The 20,276-nt window shown below is 68.5% G+C and carries 17 protein-coding genes and 1 riboswitch; of the genes, 13 read left to right on the top strand and 4 right to left on the bottom strand.

All coding sequences use genetic code 11. The features are described 5' to 3' along the window. Nucleotides 1-140: 140 nt before the first annotated feature. Nucleotides 141-364, bottom strand: a riboswitch (cobalamin riboswitch). A gap of 184 nt (nt 365-548) precedes the next feature. From P2Q00_RS06380 to P2Q00_RS06320, 13 genes are all read left to right on the top strand, one after another. Then, a complete protein-coding gene (locus P2Q00_RS06380; RefSeq protein WP_275770382.1) occupies nt 549-974 on the top strand; it encodes a polysaccharide deacetylase family protein in 426 nt (141 codons plus the stop codon). 554 nt (nt 975-1,528) lie between these two features. Further along, nucleotides 1,529-1,744, top strand: a complete 216-nt coding sequence (locus P2Q00_RS06375; protein ID WP_275770380.1) for an MbtH family protein — start codon at nt 1,529-1,531, stop codon at nt 1,742-1,744. Nucleotides 1,745-1,792: 48 nt separating this feature from the next. Continuing rightward, the gene (locus P2Q00_RS06370) at nt 1,793-3,376 is read left to right on the top strand and encodes a tryptophan halogenase family protein (protein ID WP_275770742.1); all 1,584 of its coding nucleotides are present in this window, start codon (nt 1,793-1,795) and stop codon (nt 3,374-3,376) included. After that, on the top strand, nt 3,366-3,863 hold the full coding sequence (locus P2Q00_RS06365; RefSeq protein WP_338059297.1) for a flavin reductase family protein: 498 nt from the start codon (nt 3,366-3,368) through the stop codon (nt 3,861-3,863). Before P2Q00_RS06370 ends, P2Q00_RS06365 begins: the two co-directional genes overlap by 11 nt. 81 nt (nt 3,864-3,944) lie before the next feature. Then, entirely contained in the window at nt 3,945-5,027 is a 1,083-nt protein-coding gene (locus P2Q00_RS06360; RefSeq protein WP_275770379.1) for a prephenate dehydrogenase, read from the top strand. Between the two features lie 45 nt (nt 5,028-5,072). After that, on the top strand, nt 5,073-5,483 hold the full coding sequence (locus P2Q00_RS06355; protein WP_275770738.1) for a cold-shock protein: 411 nt from the start codon (nt 5,073-5,075) through the stop codon (nt 5,481-5,483). Nucleotides 5,484-5,896: 413 nt separating this feature from the next. Continuing rightward, nucleotides 5,897-6,919 carry a ParB/RepB/Spo0J family partition protein gene (locus P2Q00_RS06350; protein WP_275770378.1) on the top strand — a complete coding sequence of 341 codons (1,023 nt, stop codon included), beginning with the start codon at nt 5,897-5,899 and terminating at the stop codon, nt 6,917-6,919. A 102-nt stretch (nt 6,920-7,021) separates the two neighbouring features. Beyond that, nucleotides 7,022-8,050, top strand: a complete 1,029-nt coding sequence (hppD, locus tag P2Q00_RS06345; RefSeq protein ID WP_275770376.1) for a 4-hydroxyphenylpyruvate dioxygenase — start codon at nt 7,022-7,024, stop codon at nt 8,048-8,050. Further along, entirely contained in the window at nt 8,047-10,482 is a 2,436-nt protein-coding gene (locus P2Q00_RS06340) for an aminotransferase class I/II-fold pyridoxal phosphate-dependent enzyme (RefSeq protein ID WP_275770374.1), read from the top strand. Before hppD ends, P2Q00_RS06340 begins: the two co-directional genes overlap by 4 nt. 86 nt (nt 10,483-10,568) lie before the next feature. Further along, nucleotides 10,569-11,729, top strand: a complete 1,161-nt coding sequence (gene dpgA, locus P2Q00_RS06335; protein WP_425579488.1) for a 3,5-dihydroxyphenylacetyl-CoA synthase DpgA — start codon at nt 10,569-10,571, stop codon at nt 11,727-11,729. 11 nt (nt 11,730-11,740) lie between these two features. Beyond that, nucleotides 11,741-12,406, top strand: coding sequence for an enoyl-CoA-hydratase DpgB (dpgB, locus tag P2Q00_RS06330; RefSeq protein ID WP_275770372.1), 666 nt, complete (start codon nt 11,741-11,743; stop codon nt 12,404-12,406). Further along, nucleotides 12,403-13,659: a (3,5-dihydroxyphenyl)acetyl-CoA 1,2-dioxygenase DpgC gene (gene dpgC, locus P2Q00_RS06325; protein WP_275770370.1), complete on the top strand. Its 1,257-nt coding sequence runs from the start codon at nt 12,403-12,405 to the stop codon at nt 13,657-13,659. The genes dpgB and dpgC overlap by 4 nt, the downstream gene beginning before the upstream one ends. 33 nt (nt 13,660-13,692) lie before the next feature. Continuing rightward, nucleotides 13,693-15,042 carry a cation:proton antiporter gene (locus P2Q00_RS06320; RefSeq protein WP_275770368.1) on the top strand — a complete coding sequence of 450 codons (1,350 nt, stop codon included), beginning with the start codon at nt 13,693-13,695 and terminating at the stop codon, nt 15,040-15,042. Here P2Q00_RS06320 and P2Q00_RS06315 read toward each other — a convergent pair. From P2Q00_RS06315 to P2Q00_RS06300, 4 genes are read right to left on the bottom strand one after another with little or no spacing between them, the layout of a single operon-like run. After that, on the bottom strand, nt 15,036-16,937 hold the full coding sequence (locus P2Q00_RS06315; protein WP_439145893.1) for an ABC transporter ATP-binding protein: 1,902 nt from the start codon (nt 16,935-16,937) through the stop codon (nt 15,036-15,038). The genes P2Q00_RS06320 and P2Q00_RS06315 overlap by 7 nt on opposite strands. A gap of 53 nt (nt 16,938-16,990) precedes the next feature. Further along, nucleotides 16,991-18,544, bottom strand: coding sequence for an amino acid adenylation domain-containing protein (locus tag P2Q00_RS06310; RefSeq protein WP_275770366.1), 1,554 nt, complete (start codon nt 18,542-18,544; stop codon nt 16,991-16,993). Beyond that, on the bottom strand, nt 18,544-18,801 hold the full coding sequence (locus tag P2Q00_RS06305) for a phosphopantetheine-binding protein (RefSeq protein ID WP_275770365.1): 258 nt from the start codon (nt 18,799-18,801) through the stop codon (nt 18,544-18,546). Before P2Q00_RS06305 ends, P2Q00_RS06310 begins: the two co-directional genes overlap by 1 nt. Further along, nucleotides 18,801-19,925: an acyl-CoA dehydrogenase family protein gene (locus P2Q00_RS06300; protein WP_275770364.1), complete on the bottom strand. Its 1,125-nt coding sequence runs from the start codon at nt 19,923-19,925 to the stop codon at nt 18,801-18,803. The genes P2Q00_RS06305 and P2Q00_RS06300 overlap by 1 nt, the downstream gene beginning before the upstream one ends. Nucleotides 19,926-20,276: the final 351 nt, after the last annotated feature.

The following is a 20,276-nucleotide window of genomic DNA, read 5'->3' as shown; positions in this document are numbered from 1 at the left end:
CGAGATGAATCCCTGAGATCCCGGGACGGGACGAGAGCGCGAAGGGTGACGGATCGGACGGGAGAGGTCGTACGCGACCACCCGTCCGATGTGTACGCCGACCCGCCCTCGAGGTCACCGGGATGTCCGCGCACGAGTCGTCCGCACGCGGGCAGTTGGCAGGTCTTCGGACTCGCGGGCACACCCTCCTGACCGGAGGACACCTACTGGCCGTCGCTTCCCGGACCCTGATCGTCGGGTCCAGTGCGTATGACGGCGGTCGTTCCCGCTCACCGCTGCGGGGCAGTCCCGGATTTCCACCGGGTTCCCTCTTGCGACGCATCCCGCCTGGCGGACGGGGCGAACCAGCTGCACCGGTCAGCTTATGGGAACAGGCGGCAGGGCGCGGGGTTCCGCGTGATATTCGGACGTTGTGGGCCACGGGCCACGCTGCCGTGTGAGGCGCTGGCAGGCGACCGGCAAGCCACCACCGATGCCAGCACCCATGGCACGCACCGAGCGTCTTGTGGGGCGTCTCACAGCTGGGCCGGATTGTCGGGACCTACCTGGTGACCCTCGCCAAGAAGACGGTCGGCCTGTGGCTGTCCGCGTTCGGCAAGCGCGTCCAGCAGCAGACCGTGACGCCCGGCGGCTCGCTCGACCTGGGCGCGACGCAGATCCCCACGCCGGTCGTCCCCACCCACACCGCCTCCGGCGACGACGACACCGACTGTAAACGGGTGCGGTGCATCGCGCTGACCTTCGACGACGGACCGGCCGCGCCGGCCCGCACCACCGCCGCAATCAAGGCCGCCACCGGCGAGGCGCCCACCCTTTTCGCCCAGACCGTCATCGACAAGGCGAAGCGCAACGACGTCGTCCTCATGCACGACATCCACCCGACCTCGGTCGCGGCCGTCCCGCAGATCCCGCGCACGCTGACCGCCCGCGGATTCCACTTCGTCACCGTCAGCCATCTGCGCGCCACTCTCTGACCGGCCGCCACGCCGACCGACACCCCCAACAGCGAAGCCCGGCAGGGATCTTTGCTGAGGACATGGCCGCTCCAGCATCTGGTGCACCGGCCGGTTGACCGCAATGTCGGCGGCCCGCGAAACTGTCGGGGGCGTTTGCCGGCAGAGGCTGTGGTTGAGAGCCGCGCGTTCCTTCTCGGAGTGGCAGGTGACCGGGGTCGCGTCGATTTCCAGGAGCACGCCTGGCAGTTCGTGTCCGCATGCCCGGGGAGCCGGTATCCGGCGCGACTGACCACCCCCCAACCGTCGGCCGATACGACGGCCTTGCGACGCAACAACTGCCGTCCTGCCGTTCAACTGCTGCGCTGCGCCGGTTGAACGGCACCGGCCCGCAGAGGTGCGCTCTGTCTTGAGAGTGCCGGCCGGCACATCGGATCCGAACCCGAAGCGAATGCGTTAACGGCCCTCCCTGCTCGACGATTTATCGCGAAGAGCGGCCTTGTTGGACAGTTCCAGTGAGAAGTTGCGATGCTTCGGCAGGTCTGGGTGCTCAATCCTGGAAAGGACTACAGGCCATGAACCCGTTCGAAGATCCCGACAGCAACTATCTGGTCCTTGTCAATGATGAGGGTCAGCACTCGCTCTGGCCGGTCTTCGCCGATGTGCCCGAGGGATGGGAAACCGTATTCGGCGAGGCAGGGCGCCAGGAATGCCTCGACTACATCGAGACGAACTGGACCGACCTGCGGCCGAAGAGCCTGATTCGTGCCATGGAGCAGAATCGGACCTGAGTGCGCCCCGACCTGCCGGTGTCTGTGGATTGGAGTGGGGAAGCGATGATGTCTGCTTCAAGTGGGCAGGGTGGCACAACCGCAGTGGAGAATATCGTCATCGTCGGTGGTGGTACGGCGGGTTGGATGACGGCTGCGTACCTGACCGCCGCTTTCGGTGACCGGGTGAAGATCACGTTGGTGGAATCCGCAGACGTCGGCACGATCGGCGTGGGAGAAGCCACGTTCAGCGATATCAGGCATTTCTTCGAGTTCCTCGGCCTGGCCGAACGCGACTGGATGCCTGCGTGCAACGCCACGTACAAGCTGGCCGTCCGATTCGAGAACTGGCGCGAGCCGGGTCACCATTTCTACCACCCGTTCGAGCAGCTGCAGTCGGTCAAGGGATTTCCCCTCACCGACTGGTGGCTGCGCTATCCCACAACCAGTCGCTTCGACGTCGACTGCTTCGTCATGGCCTCGCTGTGCGACGCCGGGCGCAGCCCGCGGTATCTCAACGGCGGGCTGCTGGAGCAGGAATTCGTGGAGCAGGAGGAAAACCCGTCCACGATCGCCGAGTATCAAGGCGCGCAGTTTCCGTACGCGTACCACTTCGAGGCGCACCTGCTGGCCAAGTATCTGACGAAGTACGCCACGCTCCGCGGTGTCAGGCACGTGGTCGACAATGTGCTGGACGTCGGGCTCGACGAACGTGGCTGGGTGTCGCACGTCGAGACCGCCGAGCACGGCCGGCTCGGCGGCGACCTCTTCATCGACTGCACCGGGTTCCGGGCGCTGCTGCTCAACAAGGCGCTGGGCGAGCCGTTCGAGTCCTACCAGGACACCCTGCCCAACGACAGCGCGGTCGCGCTGCAAGTACCGCTCGACATGGACAAGGAACCGATCCGGCCCTGCACCACGGCCACGGCCCAGGACGCCGGATGGATCTGGACCATTCCGCTGATCAGCCGAATAGGCACCGGGTACGTCTACTCAAGCGAGTACCTCGAGCCGGAAGACGCCGAGCGCACTCTCCGTGAGTTTGTGGGCCCCGCAGCGGACGACGCGACCGCCAACCACATCAGGATGCGGATCGGACGCAGCCGACGGTCCTGGGTGAACAACTGCGTGGCCATCGGACTCTCCAGCGGCTTCGTCGAACCGCTCGAGTCGACCGGAATCTTCTTCATCCACTACGCGATCGAGCAGCTCGTCAAGTACTACCCCGCGGCGGACTGGGACTCCTCGCTGCGCGAGCAGTACAACAACGCGGTCATGAACGTCATGGACGGGGTGCGGGAGTTCCTCGTCCTGCACTACCGCGGGGCGAAGCGGCAGGACAACCAGTACTGGCGGGACACCAACACCAGGGTCGTCCCCGACACGCTGGCCGAACGCCTCGAACTGTGGGAGAGCAAGGTTCCGGACAGCGGCACGGTGTACCCGCGCTATCACGGTCTGCCGCCCTACTCGTACAACTGCATCCTGCTCGGCACGGGCGGAATCAAGGTCAAGCCCTCGCCTGCTCTCGACCTGGTCGACGAGAAGGCTGCGCTGGCCGAATTCCAGTCGATCCGGGACAAGGCTCGCACGCTGGTGCAGAAACTGCCGACGCAAAACGAGTACTTCAAGAAGATGAGAGATGGACAGTGACTTTCGCGACATGATGTCGTCGTTCCCGACGGGTGTATCAGTGGTCACGGCCCAGGAACGCGGTATGTCGCCCTGTGGCATGACGTGTTCCGCACTCTGCAGCCTCAGCGTGAATCCGCCGTCCCTGCTCATCTGCCTTCGTACCGAGAGCCCGACTCTGCGGGCGGTCGTCGACAGCGGTGCATTCGCGGTGAATCTGCTGCACGGTGAGGCGGAGTGGGTGGCCGCGCTGTTCGCCTCGGGGGCGCCGGACCGGTTCGACCGGGTGACGTGGCGGCCGTCCCGCCACACACGCAGTCCGGCCCTCGTCGACGCGGCACACGCCATCGCGGAGTGCACCGTCGACCGTGCCCATCCTGCCGGGGACCATGTGATCGTCGTCGGGGCGGTGCGCTCCGTCGAGCGCTTCCGGCGGGAAAGTGCCCTGCTGTACGGCTTCCGGCGCTACAACGAGTGGTCGCAGACGGCGCCGGCAGCACGTCGATGACCGAACGCCGGGTGCCTGCTCGTCCCTGGTGTGCCTCTGCACCGTCCGCCAGGCGCCCTCACGGAATGGATGTCGCCCGTTATGCACACGGCCGTTGTGATCGGCACAGGGCTGATCGGCACATCTGTGGCGCTGGCGCTCAGCGCGCGAGACGTGGAGGTGTACCTCCGGGACAGCGACCCGGCCGCTGTGCGCACCGCGGCGGCCCTGGGCGCCGGAACCATGGCGCAGCCGGCGGGCACGGTGGATCTGGCGATCGTGGCCGTCCCGCCGGGGTTGGTCGGACCCGTGCTGGCCGATGCCCAGAAAGAGGGGACGGCGCGGCACTACACCGACGTCGCCAGCGTGAAAGGAGGGCCGCTGCACGACATCATCGCCCTCGACTGCGACACCCGGCGTTACATCGGCGGCCATCCGATGGCCGGAGCGGAACGCGCGGGCCCGCTGGCAGCGCGGGCGGATCTTTTCGAAGGACGTGTCTGGGCGCTCACCCCGACCGCTGACACGGACACGGACACGCTCAACATGGCGCTCGAACTCGTCGCGTTGTGCAATGCCGTGCCGACCGTGATCGAGGCCGGCGTGCACGACAGGGCGGTGGGGCTCGTGTCGCACATGCCCCATCTCGTGGCGAGCCTGGTGGCGATGCGGTTGGAGCACGCCGACGAACGGGCCGTCCGGCTGGCCGGGCCGGGCATCCGTGACGTCACACGGATCGCAGCCGCCGAGACACAGCTGTGGGTGGACATTCTGAGCGCCAACGCCGCAGTGGTGGCGGACCTGCTCGACGAACTGGCGGCGGACCTCGACCACGCGGTCGCGGGCCTGCGCGCGATGGCCGCGACGGACGAGCACAAGCGCAGCGGCGGCGCACGCACCGTCGAGAGCCTGCTGCGGAGAGGGAGGACGGGACGTGCCCGTATCCCTGGTAAACACGGGTCCCGCCCGACGAGGTACGAAGAGGTCGGGGTACTGATCGGTGATCAACCCGGAGAACTGGCCAAGCTGTTCATGGATGCCAGTCGCGCCGGCGTGAACATAGAGGACGTACATCTGGAGCATTCGACCGGCCAGCCGACAGGTGTGGTGAGAGTGAGTGTGTCCCAGGGCGGTTCCGCCGCTCTGGGGGAGACGCTCCGGGGGCGGGGCTGGCGGTTACAGTGACGGTCGATTGTTGGTGTTGATGGTTCGACGATGCTGGGGGTTGGTGTGGCTGTCGGTCGTGTGGTGAGGTTCGACGGAGTTCGGGGTTATGGGTTCATCGCCCCTGAATCCGGTGGGGAAGACGTTTTTCTGCATGTGAACGACCTTTTGATTCCTGAGTCATATGTGCGTGCAGGGCTCGGGGTCGAATTCGACGTCGAGGAAGGAGACCGGGGCCTCAAGGCGTCGGGTGTCCGGCTGGCTCCCGGAGTGGAGGCGCCCCCGGTGGTGCCGGCCCAGCCGCGTCCGGCTGAGGGGGGCGACGGCATGTGCGATGTGCTCAGCGCGGAGGAGTACTCCAGGGAGATGACAGAAGTTCTCCTGGAGTCCGTGCAGTCCCTGACGGCACAGCAGATCCTCCAAGTCCGCAGTGCCCTGGTCCAGTTCGGAAAGAGCCACGGCTGGGTCGAAGGCTGAGCCCGCGCTCCTCTTGGCCGGAACGCCATCGCCGGAGGATTGCGCCGACACGGCCGCGGTGTGGCCTGATCAGCAATGTCTTATCGGGGCTCGCGTGATCATCTCAGGTGAATCGCTTGAGCGGCGGAGTTCCGCTTTCGCCTGGTCAGAGATCCAGGACGCGGTCCGGGTCATATCCTCGCAATGAACTTCTTGGGGCGGCCTTTACCGGCGGCACAACGACAGTTCGAACGCGAGCGACAAGAATAGGACACCTGGTGCTGGTGAGAACGCTGGCAGCGGGGTGTTCGTGGTGTCGCACGCGAGGTAACTGAGCAGTAACTGCGGATGGAACGAAGATCTTGGAACCGCTGGCTCGAGTCGCGTGCCGGCGGTTCCAAATCCAGTACGAATCCAATCCGGCGGGGGATGGAATGAGTCTGCTGTACGCCGAATCGCGCGAGCATGAAAACAACGGCAAGGTCGCGGATGTTGTGGCAGTTCCGATTGCATTGTTGCTGCCCGGTGAATCTCCGCGCTTAGAAGGGCAGGACAGAGAGCACGTCGCACGGTTGGCCGAGATTGAGACGCCGTTACCGGCTGTCCTGGTCAATCGGGGCACCATGCAGGTCATCGATGGAATGCACCGTATTCTTGCCGCCCTGTCGAGGGGGCAGGAGACGATCGACGTCCAGTTCTTCGACGGCACCGCGGAGGACGCGTTCCTTCGGGCGGTCGAAGCCAATGTGACGCACGGACTACCGCTGTCGCTGGTCGAGCGACGAGCCGCGGCCGCGAGGATCATCCAGTCGCACCCGCACATGTCCGACCGGGCGATCGCGCGGGCCGCAGGACTGGGAGCCAAGGCGGTGGCGGCCGTGCGTCGCCGTTCAAGTGACGCGACGCCGCAGTTGAACGCCCGCATCGGCAGGGACGGCAAAGTCCGGCCGCTGAACAGCGTCGAAGGCCGACGCCGGGCAGCCGACGTGCTGGCGGAGCGACCGCAGGCGTCACTGCGCGAGGTGGCACGCCTCGCGGGGATATCGCCGGCGACGGTCAGTGACGTCCGTAGGCGGCTGGTGTCCGGCGAGTCGCCGCTGCCGGCGGCGCTCAGCGCGGCCGAGGACAGCGAGGACGCCGGGCCGTCGCCCGAACACGCCCGCGCCCGCGGCGCCGTCCAGGTGCGGCTGGGCCAACCGAACCCCGATTCGGTCCTCGAAAAACTGCTGCGAGATCCGTCCCTGCGGCACAAGCAGGACGGCCGGCAGCTCCTGCGCCTTCTGCAACAGAATGCGATCGGTATGCGGGCGTGCTCTGAATTGGCTGCGGTGGTTCCGCCGCATTGCGGAGAACTGGTCGTGCATCTCGCCCGGCAATATGCCGAGACATGGCGGGGATTCGCGCAGGAACTGGATGAACGTGTGCAGTCCGCAACTCGTGGACCAGTGAGCGGCTGAACGTCCGCTGCTGGAGCGTGCAACGCAGAATCTTGTTGGACTGCAGGGCGCCGCGGCATAGTGAATTACATATCCGCTGGCCGTTCTGCAGGAGGTATCTCCATGGCTGTGCGAGAAATCGAGTACGTCGAGTTGTATGCACGGGACAAGCAGGCCATGGCCGACTATTTCGTGTCCTCTCTGGGATTCGCGCGGGTAGCGGATTCCGTGGGCGCGGACAGGAGTTCCGTTCTGCTGCGTCAGGGCGATGTGCAGCTTCTTGTCACCTCGGGTCCAGGCACATGGAAATTTCTGGACCAGCACGGGGACGGGGTCGCTGACATCGCCCTGACTTGTGACGACGTCACCAAGACATGCAATGCCGTGGAGGCGGCGGGTGGCCGGCTGGCAGGGACGATTCAGGGAAATCCGATCGTGCAGGGATTCGGCGGTGTCTCCCATACGCTGCTGCCCGACGGCGGTGGCGACGGTCCGGGGGCGAGGCTGCCGGGCGGCCGTACCTGGGCCGCCCTCCCGGGAGCGTCGACCCGGCCGGCCGGCCGGATCCGCCTGCTCGACCACGTCGCCGTCTGTCTGGAGGGCGGCAGTCTGTCGGAGTATGCGGACTACTACGGCGACGCCTTCGGGCTCTCCCGCTACTCGTCCGAATATGTCGACACCGGCGAGCAGGGCATGGATTCGATCGTCGTCCGCAGCGCATCCGGGCGCATCACCTTCACCCTGGTTGCTCCGGACCCCGCGAAGAGCCCGGGCCAACTCGACGCCTTCCTCGACAGGAACGGCGGTCCGGGCGTACAGCACCTGGCGTTCCTGGTCGACGACATCATCCCGGCAGTGAGCGAACTCCGGGGCCGCGGTGTGGAGTTCCTGAGCACCCCCTCGACGTACTACGACATGCTCGCCGAGAGGTTCGCCGACATGCGGGAGGAGATCACGGGGCTGCGGGCGGCGCACGTGCTCGCCGATCGCGACGAATGGGGTTACCTTCTGCAGCTGTTCAGCCGGTCCCCGTACGAGCGCAACACGCTCTTCTACGAGCTCATCCAGCGCCAGGGCTCCCGAGGATTCGGCAGCGCGAACATCAGGGCGCTGTACGAAGCGGTGGAGCGCGACCGGCTGGCCGCCACGTGAGCGGCGGCGGCTCTCGCGCCGCGCGGGCCGCACTCACCCTTGCCGACTACGCATCCCTGGCGCGCGCCGGTATGGCGGCCGACATCTGGGACTTCCTGGCCGGGGGTGCGGGTGAGGAGCGGACGCTCCAGGCGAACCTGGCGGCCTTCGACCGGGCCTGGCTGCGGCCGCGCGTTCTCGCCGGTGCCGTCCGGCCGTCCACCGACACCTCGATCCTCGGCCGCACCTGGGCGGCGCCGGTGGCCGTCGCGCCGATGGCCTACCACGGCCTGGCCCACCCGGACGGCGAGGTCGCCACAGCACGGGGCGCGGGGTCGGCCGGTGTCCCGCTCGTGGTGAGCACCTTCGCCGGGCGGGCCTTCGAGGACATCGCCGCGGCCGCCTCTTCGCCGCTGTGGCTTCAGGTGTACTGCTTCCGGGACCGGTCGGTGACCCGGGATCTGATCGCCCGCGCGGAGTCGGCCGGCTTCGAGGCACTGGTACTGACGGTGGACGCCCCCGTCCTGGGTCGCCGACTGCGCGATCTGCGCAACGACTTCCGGTTGCCCCCGGGGATCAGCCCCGCCAACCTCCCCTTCGCCGACTTCTCCTCTCCCGGCGCTCACGCCCGGGCGGAGTTCGATCCCGCCCTCGACTGGTCGGTGGTCGAGTGGCTGCGCTCGGTCAGCTCCCTGCCGATCCTGCTCAAGGGAGTCCTGACCGGCACGGACGCCGAAAGGGCCGTCGAGTCGGGGGTGGACGGGCTCGTCGTGTCCAACCACGGCGGCCGGCAGCTGGACGGCGCGACGGCCAGCCTGGAGGCCCTGCCGGAGATCGCGGCGGCAGTTGCGGGCGCCTGCCCGGTGCTCCTCGACGGAGGGATCCGCCGTGGGCGGGACGTGCTGGCCTCGCTGGCCCTGGGTGCCGACGCCGTCCTCGTGGGGCGTCCGGTGCTGCACGGGCTGGCCGTGGAGGGGACGGAGGGTGTGGCCCGCGTACTGGGCATCCTCATCGGCGAGTTGGCGGACGCCATGACGCTCAGCGGCACCCGCTCGGCCGCGGACACGGGACCCGATCTGGTGCATACGGGCGAACGGCCTCCGGCGCCTTCGGAACGCCCCGCGACGGCCGCGATCCCCGCAGCCGCAGGCCCCTGCGAGGTGCGGAAGGAGGAACTGCACGGCAGTGTCTCCGATCCCGTACTCGACACGATGACCTTCCTCAACGAGATCACCCACCGCTACCCGAAGGCGATCTCCTTCGCTCCGGGCCGCCCCTACGACGGCTTCTTCGAAACCGAGCAGATCTTCACCCACATACGCCGCTACCTCGATCACCTGGCCGAGTCGGGAAGCACGCCCGAGCAGATCCGCGACGCGCTCTTCCAGTACGGACCGACCAGCGGCCGGATCCGGGAGCTGATCGCCGACTCGCTGCGCAAGGACGAGGACATCCAAGTGCCGCCGGAAGCCATCGTGGTCACCGTCGGCTGCCAGGAGGCGATGTTCCTGGCGCTCCGGGCGCTGATCCCCGGACCCGACGACGTCCTGCTCGTCTCCAGCCCCTGCTATGTGGGCATCACGGGTGCCGCCAGGCTGCTCGACATCGAACCGACCGCGGTCGAGGAGCGGGAAGACGGGTTCGACTGCGCCGATCTCGAGGCGGCGATCCGGGCGGAACGGCTGCGGGGGCGCCGCCCCCGTGTGTTCTACACGGTGCCCGACCATGCGAACCCCTCGGGGGCGACCATGCCCCTCCAGGCACGCCACGCGCTGCTCGAACTGGCGGCCCGTGAGGACATCCTGATCCTGGAGGACAGCCCCTACCGGCTGGTCAGCCCCGGACGGCAGCTGCCGACGCTCAAGTCCCTCGACACCCGGCGTCGCGTCGTTCACCTCGGCTCCTTCTCCAAGTCCCTCTTCCCCGGCGCCCGCGTCGGCTTCGCCGTCGCGGACCAGCAGGTCGTCGACGGGACGGGTGCCACCGGCCTGCTGGCCGACGAACTCACCAAGATCAAGAGCATGGTGACGGTGAACACCTCACCCCTGAGCCAGGCCGCCGTGGCCGGCATGCTGCTCGCGTCCGGGGGACACACCTCCGAACTCAACAAAGAGACGGCGGCGTACTACGGGCGGGCGATGCAGGCCACCCTCGAGCAACTCGAGAAGTGCTTCCCGCCCGAGGACCCGACGGCCGCATCTGTTCGCTGGAACAAGCCCACCGGCGGCTTCTTCCTGACCCTGAACGTTCCCTTCCGCGCGGACAACGCGGCGCTCACACGCTCGGCGGAGGAGTTCGGCGTCATCTGGACGCCGATGTCCTACTTCTATCCGCAGGGCGGCGGAGAGCACACGCTCCGGCTGTCCGTCAGTTATCTGACCCAGGACGAGATCGCGGAGGGAATCGCGCGGCTCGCGCAGTTCGTCATCTCCGAGTCAGGGCCCCGGCACTGACCACTACGCACCGGAAGGTGGATCGGCATGCTCACAGCAGTGCCCCTTGTCCGCAGTAAGTGCCGTATGTGGGGGTGGACTTTCCGATGACCGTCAGTCTGAGCCCGGTACGCCCCCTGCTGATCGAACCGCCGGTGTCCCAGCGCAGGGACACCCCGAACGTCCCCAGGATCATGGGCGTCGGCACGGCCGTCACCGAGCATTCGTACACCCAGCGAGAACTGCTCGACACCTTCCGGATCACCGACCACAGGGTCCGGTCGCTCTTCCTCAACAGCGCGATAGAGCGGCGCTTCCTCTCGCTGCCCCCTCGGGACGAGGACGGCACCCGCGTCCAGGAGACGCAGGGAGAACTGCTCGCCAAACACAAGAAGGTCGCCCTCGACATGGGCGCGCGGGCGGTACGCAGCTGCCTGCGGAACGCCGGGATCGAACTCGCCGACATCGCCTATCTGTGCTGCGTGACCACCACCGGATTCCTCACCCCCGGCCTGAGTGCGCTGCTCATCCGGGAGATGGGCATCGACCCCGGCTGCAGCCGCGTGGACGTCGTGGGCATGGGCTGCAACGCGGGCCTCAACGCCCTCAATCCGGTCGCCGGCTGGGCCGCGGCACACCCGGGACAGGTCGCGGTCATGCTGTGCGCGGAGGCCTGCTCGGCGGCGTACGTCATGGACGCGTCGATGCGCACCGCGGTGGTGAACAGTCTCTTCGGCGACGGTGCCGCCGCCGTCGCGCTGGTGGCCGAAGCACCCGCCGCCACCGACGGGCCGTACGGCCGCGACGGCAGGCCGGCCGTGGCGAGCGGCCCGCGCGTGCTGTCGTTCGCCAGCCACCTCATCACCGACGCGGTGGGCGCCATGCGTTACGACTGGGACGACGCGCAGGGCAAGTTCAGCTTCTACCTCGATCCGGACATCCCCTACGTGGTCGGGGCGCACGCGGAGTCGGTCGTCGGCCGCCTGCTGGCCGCCACGGGCCTGCGGCGCAGCGACATCAGGCACTGGCTGGTGCATTCCGGCGGCAAGAAGGTCATCGACGCGGTCCGGGTGAACCTGGGCCTCACCAGGCACGATGTGCGCCACACCAGCGGGGTGCTGCGCGACTTCGGCAACCTGTCCAGCGGCTCGTTCCTGTTCTCCTACGAGCGGCTGCTGCAGGAACGGGTCGCCGTCCCCGGCGACTACGGCGTTCTGATGACGATGGGACCCGGCTCGACCATCGAGACGGCGCTGGTCCAATGGTGACGGGGGAGCGGATGAACGACGAGCTGGTCCTGCGGATAGACGGAACCCGCCCCCTGTCGGCCGAGACCGTCGCGGCGGTCGTCGCCGTCTGCGACACGGCCGAGGACCTGGGCGGGCACGGCAGGGTGATCGTGCACGTGTCCGGTGCCCCCCAGGCGCCGGGCGCCGGCGGGCTGACCGTGTCTCTGGTCAGTAAGTGGGAAAGGGCGCTGCGCCGGCTGGAACGCCTTCCGTCGAGCACGGTCGCCGTCGCCGAGGGCGATTGCGGAGGCGTCGCCCTGGAGGCGCTGCTGACCACGGACTACCGGATCGCGACCGCCTCGGTACGCCTCATGGTGCCGCTGGCGGCAGGTGCCACCTGGCCGGGCATGGCGCTGTACCGGCTGGCCCGCCAGGCGGCGCGCGCCGCCGCGGTACGCCGGGCGGCGCTCTTCGGCACCCCGATCGAGGCGCAGGAGGCGCTGCAGCTGCACCTCGTCGACGAGTTGACGGACGACACGGCCAAAGCGCTGACCGCGGCAGCCGAACGGGGCGGCGCGCTGGACGGTCCGGAGCTGGCCATCCGACGGCAGCTGCTGATCGAGGCGCACACCACGAGCTTCGAGGAGGCCCTGGGCGTGCATCTGGCGGCCTGCGACCGGGTGTTGCGCCACACGTCGGCCGGTACGGCGTCATGACCGTACGCATGCCGGTGGAGCTGGCGCAGGCCCGGCTGACGCTCGCCGAGGTCGCCCGGCACGGCGGCGGCGTGGCGGCCACCGAAGACGCACGGGCGCTGCGCTCGGCCTTCATGGCGGCCCACACGGATGCCGTCTACGACGAACTCACCGCAGGCCGTTCCCGTGGCCTGCGGCTGGCAGAGCTGGCGCAAGCTGCCGCCACGGCGTTTCCCGGGCTCGTACCCACCCGCGAGCAACTCGCCCGCGAACGGGCCCTGCCACAGGCGGACAAGGACGGCCACGAGATCGACCAGGGCATCTTCTTCCGCCACGTGCTGCGGTCACCGTCGGCGGGACCTCATCTGCTCGATGCGATGCTGCGGCCGACTCCGAGGGCCCTGAGCCTGCTGCCCGACTTCCTCGCGACCGGAGACGTCGACCTCGGTTCCGTGCGGCTGGAGCGGCGCGGCGGTGCGGCGCGGCTCACCATGTGCCGCGACGACTGCCTGAACGCCGAGGACGACCGGCAGGTGGACGACATGGAGACCGCGGTCGACCTGGCACTCCTCGACCCGGGCGTGGAGGTCGGACTGCTGCGCGGGGGTGTGATGACCCATCCCCGGTACCGGGGAAAACGGGTGTTCAGCGCAGGCATCAATCTCAAGGCCCTGCACGCCGGCGGCATCTCCCTGGTCGACTTCCTGCTGCGCCGCGAACTCGGCTACATCCACAAGCTCCAGCGGGGAGTGCTCGTCGAGGACGGCGCGAGCTGGCGCACCCCTACGCTCGCAAAACCCTGGGTGGCCGCCGTGGACACGTTCGCCATCGGCGGCGGCGCCCAGCTGCTGCTCGTCTTCGACCATGTGCTGGCCGCCTCCGACGCCTACTTCAGCCTCCCGGCCGCAGCGGAGGGAATCGTTCCCGGCGCCGCCAACCTCCGGCTCACCCGGCACGCCGGGCCCCGCCTCGCCCGGCAGATCATCCTCGGGGGCCGCCGGATCCGGGCGGACGAGCCGGCCGCCGCGCTGCTGGTCGACGAGGTCCACGAGCCGGACCGGCTGGACCGTGCCGTCGAGCGGAGCCTGGAGCGCATGCGGGGGCCGGCGGTGACCGCCAACCGGCACATGCTGAACCTGGCCGAGGAGTCCCCGGACGAGTTCCGCCGCTACCTGGCCGAATTCGCGCTGCAACAGGCACTGAGGATGTACAGCACGGATGTGCTCGACAAGGTCGGCCGTTTCTCAGCCGAGAAGCGGGTCCAGCCGCGCTGAACGCGGCGAGAAGAAACCCAAGGAGCCCAGGTGTTGACTGCTGCCCCGGTACCGCCGATACCCGCCCACCAGCTACTGGTCTTCCTGCTCCAGGTCGGCCTGCTGCTGCTCCTGGCCATCCTGCTGGGCCGGGCGGCAACGAGGGTCGGACTGCCCGCCATCGTCGGCGAACTGAGCGCGGGCGTCCTCCTCGGCCCGTCACTGTTCGGCTGGCTGGCGCCGAGCGTCACCGGGTGGCTGCTGCCGTCCCGGCCCGACCAGATGCATCTGCTCGACGCGGTCGGCCAGCTCGGCGTACTGCTGCTGGTGGGACTCACCGGCATCGAGATGGACCTGCGCATGCTGCGCCGCCGCCGCGCCACCGCGGTGCGGATCAGTCTCGCGGGACTGATCATCCCCTTCCTCGCCGGGGTCGGCCTCGGCTATCCGCTGACCAGGCTGCTGCACACCGGCACAGCCGACGGTGCCGTGTTCGCACTGTTCATGGGCGTCGCGATGTGCGTCAGCGCCATCCCCGTCATCGCCAAGACCCTGATCGACATGAACCTGATCCACCGCAACATCGGTCAGTTGACCCTGGCCGCGGGCACCTTCGATGACGCCATCGGGTGGTTCCTGCTGTCGGTCGTCTCAGCGATGGCCGTCGGCGGACTGACCGCCCACAAGGTCGTGGTGTCGATCGGCGCCCTGCTGCTCGTCGTCCTGGCCGCGGTGGTGGTGGGCCGTCCCCTGGTGCGGCAGGCGCTGCGGCTGAGCGGGGGGTCCGCGATCCACACGGTCGCCGCCGCGGTCGCGATGATCCTCCTCGCCGCCGCCGGCACCCAGGCACTCGGTCTCGAGGCGGTCTTCGGCGCCTTCGTCTGCGGTGCCCTCATCGGGTCCAGCGGAGAGTTCGAGCGCTCGCGCACCGCCTCCCTGCGCACGGTCGTGGTGGCCTTCCTCGCCCCGGTCTTCTTCGCCACCGCCGGGCTGCGGATCGATCTGCGGGCACTGGCGGAGCCGGCGGTCCTCGCGGCGGCCCTGATCGTCCTCACCGTAGCGATCCTGGGCAAGTTCGCCGGCGCCTACCTCGGCGCCCGGCTGAGCCGGCTCAGCCGGTGGGAAGCTCTGGCCCTGGGGGCCGGAATGAACGCCCGGGGCGTCATCGAGGTCATCGTGGCCTCGGTCGGCCTGCGGGTGGGGGTCCTGGACACCGACACGTACACCATCGTCGTCCTGGTCGCCGTGGTGACCTCGGTGATGGCGCCGCCGCTGCTGCGGCTCGCCATGAAGCGGGTCGAGTGCACCGCCGAGGAGGAACTGCGGCTGACCGCGGGCCTAGAGGCCGGCGCGCGGCACGACGAGGAGCCGCAGCCACGGGCGGGCGAGGCCTCCCGCTACTGAGGGACCTGGGTGACGGGCTCCGCGCCGGAGGCCTGCCGCGCGAACTGGGTGCGGTACAGCTCGGCGTAGAGCCCCTGCCCGGCCAGCAGCTCTTCGTGGGTTCCGCGCTCGGTGATCCGGCCCGCGTCCACCACCAGGATCTGGTCGGCCTCGCGGATGGTGGAGAGCCGATGCGCGATCACCAGCGACGTCCGGTCGGCCAGAGCCGTCTTGAGGGCACGTTGGACGGCAGCCTCCGACTCGGAGTCGAGATGCGCCGTGGCCTCGTCCAGCACGACGACGGCCGGAGCCTTCAACAGCAGCCTGGCCAGGGCGATCCGCTGCCTTTCACCGCCCGAGAGGCGGTACCCGCGATCTCCTACGACGGTGTCGAGACCGTCGGGCAGGCCGGCGAGCGCATCCCAGATCTGCGCGCCCCTGCAGGCCTCCTCCAGGTCGCGCTCACTCGCGTCGGGGCGTGCGTAGAGGAGGTTCGCCCGGATCGTGTCGTGGAAGAGGTGCGCGTCCTGGGTGACGACGCCGACGGTCGTCCGCAGCGACTCCAGGGTGACGTCGCGCAGGTCCTGCCCCGCGATGCGCACCTCACCGGAGTTCGGGTCGTAGAGCCGCGACACCAGCTGGGAGATCGTCGTCTTGCCGGCGCCCGAGGGTCCGACCAGAGCGGTGAGCGTGCCCGCGGGAACGGTGAAACTCAGGGACTGCAGCGTCCACGCCTCCTGGGCCCGCTCGGGCATACGGCGCGCGATCGACTCGAGGGAGCCGAGGGAGACCTCCTCGGCGGCGGGGTAGCGGAAGCAGACCCGGTCGAACTCGATGGCCGGCGTGGGGTCGTCCGCCGAACCCGGACGAGGCAGCGCGGTCGCTCCCGGGCGTTCGGTGATGAGCGGCTCGAGGTCGAGGATCTCGAACACCCTGCTGAAGCTGACCAGTGCCTTGGTGACGTTCACCGACAGGCTCGACAGCTGGTTGACCGGGCCGTACAGGCGCAGCAGGAGGGTGACCATCGCCACCAGGGTGCCGATCTCCAGGGAGCCGTCGATGGCGAGATGGCCGCCCAGGCCGTAGACCGCGGCCGTGGTCAGCGTGGTGAGCAGGGTGGCGATGATGAAGAGCAGCCGTCCGTGGACGGCGGTGGTGACCGAGACGTCCCGCACCTGGCCGGCCCGGGCGGCGAACGCGTCCGCCTCGGTGTCGGGTTGTCCGTAGAGCTTGGTGAGCATGGCCCCGGAGGCGTTGAACCGTTCGTTCATCATGGAGCTCATCTCCGCGTTGAGCTGCATGACCTCCCTGGTGAGCTGCTTCAGCCTGCGGCCGACGAACCTCGCCGGAACCACGATGAACAGCGGGATCGTCACCACCGAGACGACGGCGATCTGCCAGGACAGCAGGAACATCGAGGTCAGGACGAAGGTCACGGTCAGGACAGTGGTGAAGGTCTGGGTCAGCACGGTGGTGAGCGCCTGCTGAGCGCCGACGATGTCGGAGTTGAGGCGGCTTATCAGCGCACCGGTCTGGGCACGGGCGAAGAAGGCCAGCGGCTGCTGCTGGACATGGCCGTAGACCTTGGTGCGCAGGTCGTAGACGAGTCCCTCGCCTATCCGGCCGGAGAACCAGGTCTGGACGTAGACGACCAGTGTGTCGACGAGCGCCAGTGCCGCGATGACCAGGGAGAGCGTCACCACGACGGACAGCCGCCGGGGCACGATGCCCTCGTCGATCACCGACTTGAGGATCATCGGGCTCGCCGCTGCGATGGCGGCGTCCACCGCGGTGGTGAGCAGCATCAGGGCCATGGGCCCGCGATATCGGCGGGCGTAGGGGAGGATGCGCCTCAGCGTTCCGCGTTCAACGCGCGGGCGGGTCGGTTTCGGTGCCGTGCGCCCAGTCATCGCCATGCTCGTGTCCCTGTCCCTGCCTAGTGGTGTCCCGGTCCGTGCCGTGCCGCCTGTTAGCCCTGGCCCTCGGACGACGAGGCCAGCACCTCCGCTTCCGCGGTCAGGGCGATCCGGTCGACCTTGCCGTTGGTGAGCCGGGGGAGAGGCCGCCCGGTCACGAAGATGCGATCGGGGACCATGTAGCCGGGCAGCAGGCGGCGCAGCGCCATGCGCAGGCCCGCTTCGTCCGTGCCGCCGTCCTCGCTCACGGCGAACGCGAGGATCCGCCGGCCGGCCGCGCCGTCGGGAATCGCCACGACGGCGCACTCCGCGACAGCGGGCAGGGACCCCAACGCGTGGTCGATCTCGACCAGTTCGATCCGGTAGCCCCGGGATTTGATCTGCGTGTCGTTCCTGCCGAGGTAGTCCAGGCAACCTCCGGACCCGGAACGAACCTGGTCCCCGGTCGCGTACCACTCCTTGCCGTCAGGTGTGGTGACGAAGGGGAGCAGCTTCTCGGCGGAGCCCTTCCAGTAGCCGGTCATCAAGGTGCTGCCGCGTACCAGCAGTTCTCCGGTCCGACCCTCGCCGACGGGCTGGAGCCGGTCGTCGACCACGGTGATCTCCACACCGGGCAGCGGCCGCCCGATCGGGATCGCCTGGTGGGCGGGCGGCCGTTCGACGATCTCGTGGTAGGTGCAGACGTTGGTCTCCGTCGGGCCGTAGAGATTGAAGACACGGGCCGCCGGATGGGCGTCCATCAGCTTCCCGACGTCGTCCGGGCGCAGGACCTCGCCGGCGAGGGCCGCGATCCGCAACGACGTGAAGGTCCGCAGCAGCGAGTCCCCCCGCTGGACCAGGCGGGAGAGGGCAGATGGCACCGTGTACCAGACGCTGCCGCCGACGCGGGCCACGAAGTCCGCGTAACTCGCCGGGAAACGGGAGTCCTCGCGGCTCATGACCGCGACCGCGGCGCCGGTGAACGCGGCGCCGAACAGGTCGAGCGTGGACAGATCGAAGTGCAAGGGCGCCGTGTTGACCAGGACATCGGCCTCGGTGAGGGCCAACTCCTCCGCGGCCCAGCAGACGAAGGCGGCGGCGCTGCGGTGCGTGTGGACGACTCCCTTGGGCGAGCCGCTGCTGCCGGATGTGTGCAGGACGTACGAGACGCCGGGATGGCCGCTGGGCCGGGACCCGCTCAACGCGGCGAGCCAGAGCTCATCCACCGTGCCCGCGAAAGGCTTGAGCGGCTCCCAGCAAAGGCCCAGACCCGCCGCTTCCCACTGGCGGCGGGTGGCGGTGTCGGTCAGGACGGCGCTCGGCCGACCGTTGGCGACGATCCGGTGATTGCGCGCGAACGGGGCCTCCGGATCCAGCGGAACATACGCCGCGCCCGCCTCGAGAATGCCGTGAACGGCGGTGACGGCCGCCGCGTTCTTCCGGCCGTGCCAGGCGACGCAGTCGCCGGACCGGACCCCCGCCGACAACAGCTGATCCGCCACGTCCCGCGCCGCGGCCGCCAGTTGGGCGTACGTCAGCTCGACGGCGTCGTCGATGACCGCCCGGCGGCCGCCCCAGCGATCGGCCGCTGTCCGGAGATGGTCGCGCAGCAGCAACTCCTCGGCCATCAGCGACCTTTCCCGGCCAGCAGGGCGTGGATCGAGCGGATGCTCCCGAAATTCCGCGCCACGAGCTCCGAATCGTCGACCCAGATGCCGAGTCGTGCATTCACCGCGGCCACCATCTCCATCAAGGAGAGCGAGTCGACGATGCCCAGCTCGATGATGTCGTCGTCATCGCCGAGATCATCGGGAGGCGTTGCGGAAGCGCAGTCGGTGACGATGGCACGGATCTCACGCAGCAGCTTTTCGTCCAACGCAGTCATCACAGTCCCAATCCCTGGGCGACGATCTTCCTGTTCATGTCGGAGGTGCCGGAATAGAAGCGGCTTGCCACCGCGTCGTCCAGCAGCAGGCCGGCGCCGGTCTCCGGCAGGAGGGCGTAACCGCCGTAGACATCGACCAGGTTGTTGCAGAACTCGTTGAAGCAGCGGCTGACATGAACCTTCGTCAGGGCCGATCTGGCATGGTCGAGACGGCCGGAATCCGCTTGGCGCGCCGTTGCCTGCAGCATTTCCCGGGCACTCACCAGATTGATCTTCATGGTGACCAGGCGGTCCCGGACGGAGTCGAAGTCCGCCAGCCGCTGCCCGAACTGCCTGCGCATTCGGGCGTGTTCGACGGCCGATTGAAGAGCACGCTCCATCAGCCCCAGCGTCGGCGCCAGAATCAAAGCGCGTTCAATTCGCATCGTGTGTGTCAGCACCGCGTAGCCGGCGCCCGCCCCGCCGAGACAGGCGCTGTCCGGGAGTTCGCACTCGTCGAGTCGCAGCGTGGCCAGTGAGGACCCTTGCAGCCCGGCCTTCTCGATGGGCGGCCCGACGCTCAGACCGGGGGTCCCGCGCGGAACGAGAAAGGAGGTCAGGCCTGCCAGCGGACTTCCCGGCGCGGTCCTGGCCAATACCAGGAAGACGTCGGCGATCGGCCCGTTGGTCACAAAGGTCTTGCTGCCGTTCAGCGTCCAGGCGCCCTCCGCGGCACGCGTGGCGGCGGTGCGGACGGACAGCACGTCGGAACCGGCCTCGTACTCCGTGCTGGCATGCGCGCCGATCACGTCGCCGGTCATCATGCCCGGAAGGAACCGCTGTTGCTGCTCGCTGTCGCCGAATGCGACAAGGGGCTCCTGACAGGCCAGCAGATGTGCGCAGACCGCGAACCACAGCCCCCCGGGCCCACAGCCGGCGGCAGCCGTCTCCAGCGCGGTCGACACCGCTTCGAAGCCGACACCGGCACCGCCGAGATGTTCCGGAACGGTCAGCGAGAGCAGCCCGGTTCCGGCGACATCCCGCCATTCGACAGTGCCGTCCCGATGTTTTCGAGCCCAGTCGGCCAAAGTGCCCAGCCATTGGGAGAAACCCTCGGCGATTTCCGCCCTCGGGAGCCCATTCACAGGATCTCCTATCGTGCGTGCGAGTAATTGCCGCATATCCTGGCCGAGGGGCGCTGCTGAGAACAGCCGGGAACACTATGACGCAGAACTCGGCGGCCCATCAACACACGCCGGTCTGCCGGCGGTGGAGTGTTCAACCGTGTCCCGTCATCAGGTGAACCACCAGGTGTGTGCCGAACTGTCGCCTCTCCACTGGTCAGGCCGTTCACACGTGTTCAACTGCCGCGGCGCACCGGTTGAACGGCCTCTGAACCCGGGGCGTTCGTTGATCGGCCGCCCGCTGCTGGGGCATAGTGCGGCAGAGGATCGTCACTCCCCGGCGTATGTGAAATTGAATTCCGGCGCATGTGA

It is taken from the genome of Streptomyces coacervatus, from assembly GCF_029223485.1.
In the GTDB taxonomy this organism is placed as follows: domain Bacteria; phylum Actinomycetota; class Actinomycetes; order Streptomycetales; family Streptomycetaceae; genus Streptomyces; species Streptomyces coacervatus.
The sequence above is the reverse complement of the archived record's forward strand: the minus strand, read 5'-3'. Positions and strand labels throughout refer to the sequence as shown.

Coding starts and splice junctions, on each gene's coding strand:
- P2Q00_RS06375 (WP_275770380.1), top strand. CDS start 1,529: ATGAACCCGTTCGAAGATCCCGACAGCAACTATCTGGTCCTTGTCAAT.
- P2Q00_RS06370 (WP_275770742.1), top strand. CDS start 1,793: ATGTCTGCTTCAAGTGGGCAGGGTGGCACAACCGCAGTGGAGAATATC.
- P2Q00_RS06365 (WP_338059297.1), top strand. CDS start 3,366: ATGGACAGTGACTTTCGCGACATGATGTCGTCGTTCCCGACGGGTGTA.
- P2Q00_RS06360 (WP_275770379.1), top strand. CDS start 3,945: ATGCACACGGCCGTTGTGATCGGCACAGGGCTGATCGGCACATCTGTG.
- P2Q00_RS06350 (WP_275770378.1), top strand. CDS start 5,897: ATGAGTCTGCTGTACGCCGAATCGCGCGAGCATGAAAACAACGGCAAG.
- hppD (WP_275770376.1), top strand. CDS start 7,022: ATGGCTGTGCGAGAAATCGAGTACGTCGAGTTGTATGCACGGGACAAG.
- dpgA (WP_425579488.1), top strand. CDS start 10,569: ATGACCGTCAGTCTGAGCCCGGTACGCCCCCTGCTGATCGAACCGCCG.
- dpgB (WP_275770372.1), top strand. CDS start 11,741: ATGAACGACGAGCTGGTCCTGCGGATAGACGGAACCCGCCCCCTGTCG.
- dpgC (WP_275770370.1), top strand. CDS start 12,403: ATGACCGTACGCATGCCGGTGGAGCTGGCGCAGGCCCGGCTGACGCTC.
- P2Q00_RS06315 (WP_439145893.1), bottom strand. CDS start 16,937: ATGGCGATGACTGGGCGCACGGCACCGAAACCGACCCGCCCGCGCGTT.
- P2Q00_RS06310 (WP_275770366.1), bottom strand. CDS start 18,544: ATGGCCGAGGAGTTGCTGCTGCGCGACCATCTCCGGACAGCGGCCGAT.
- P2Q00_RS06305 (WP_275770365.1), bottom strand. CDS start 18,801: ATGACTGCGTTGGACGAAAAGCTGCTGCGTGAGATCCGTGCCATCGTC.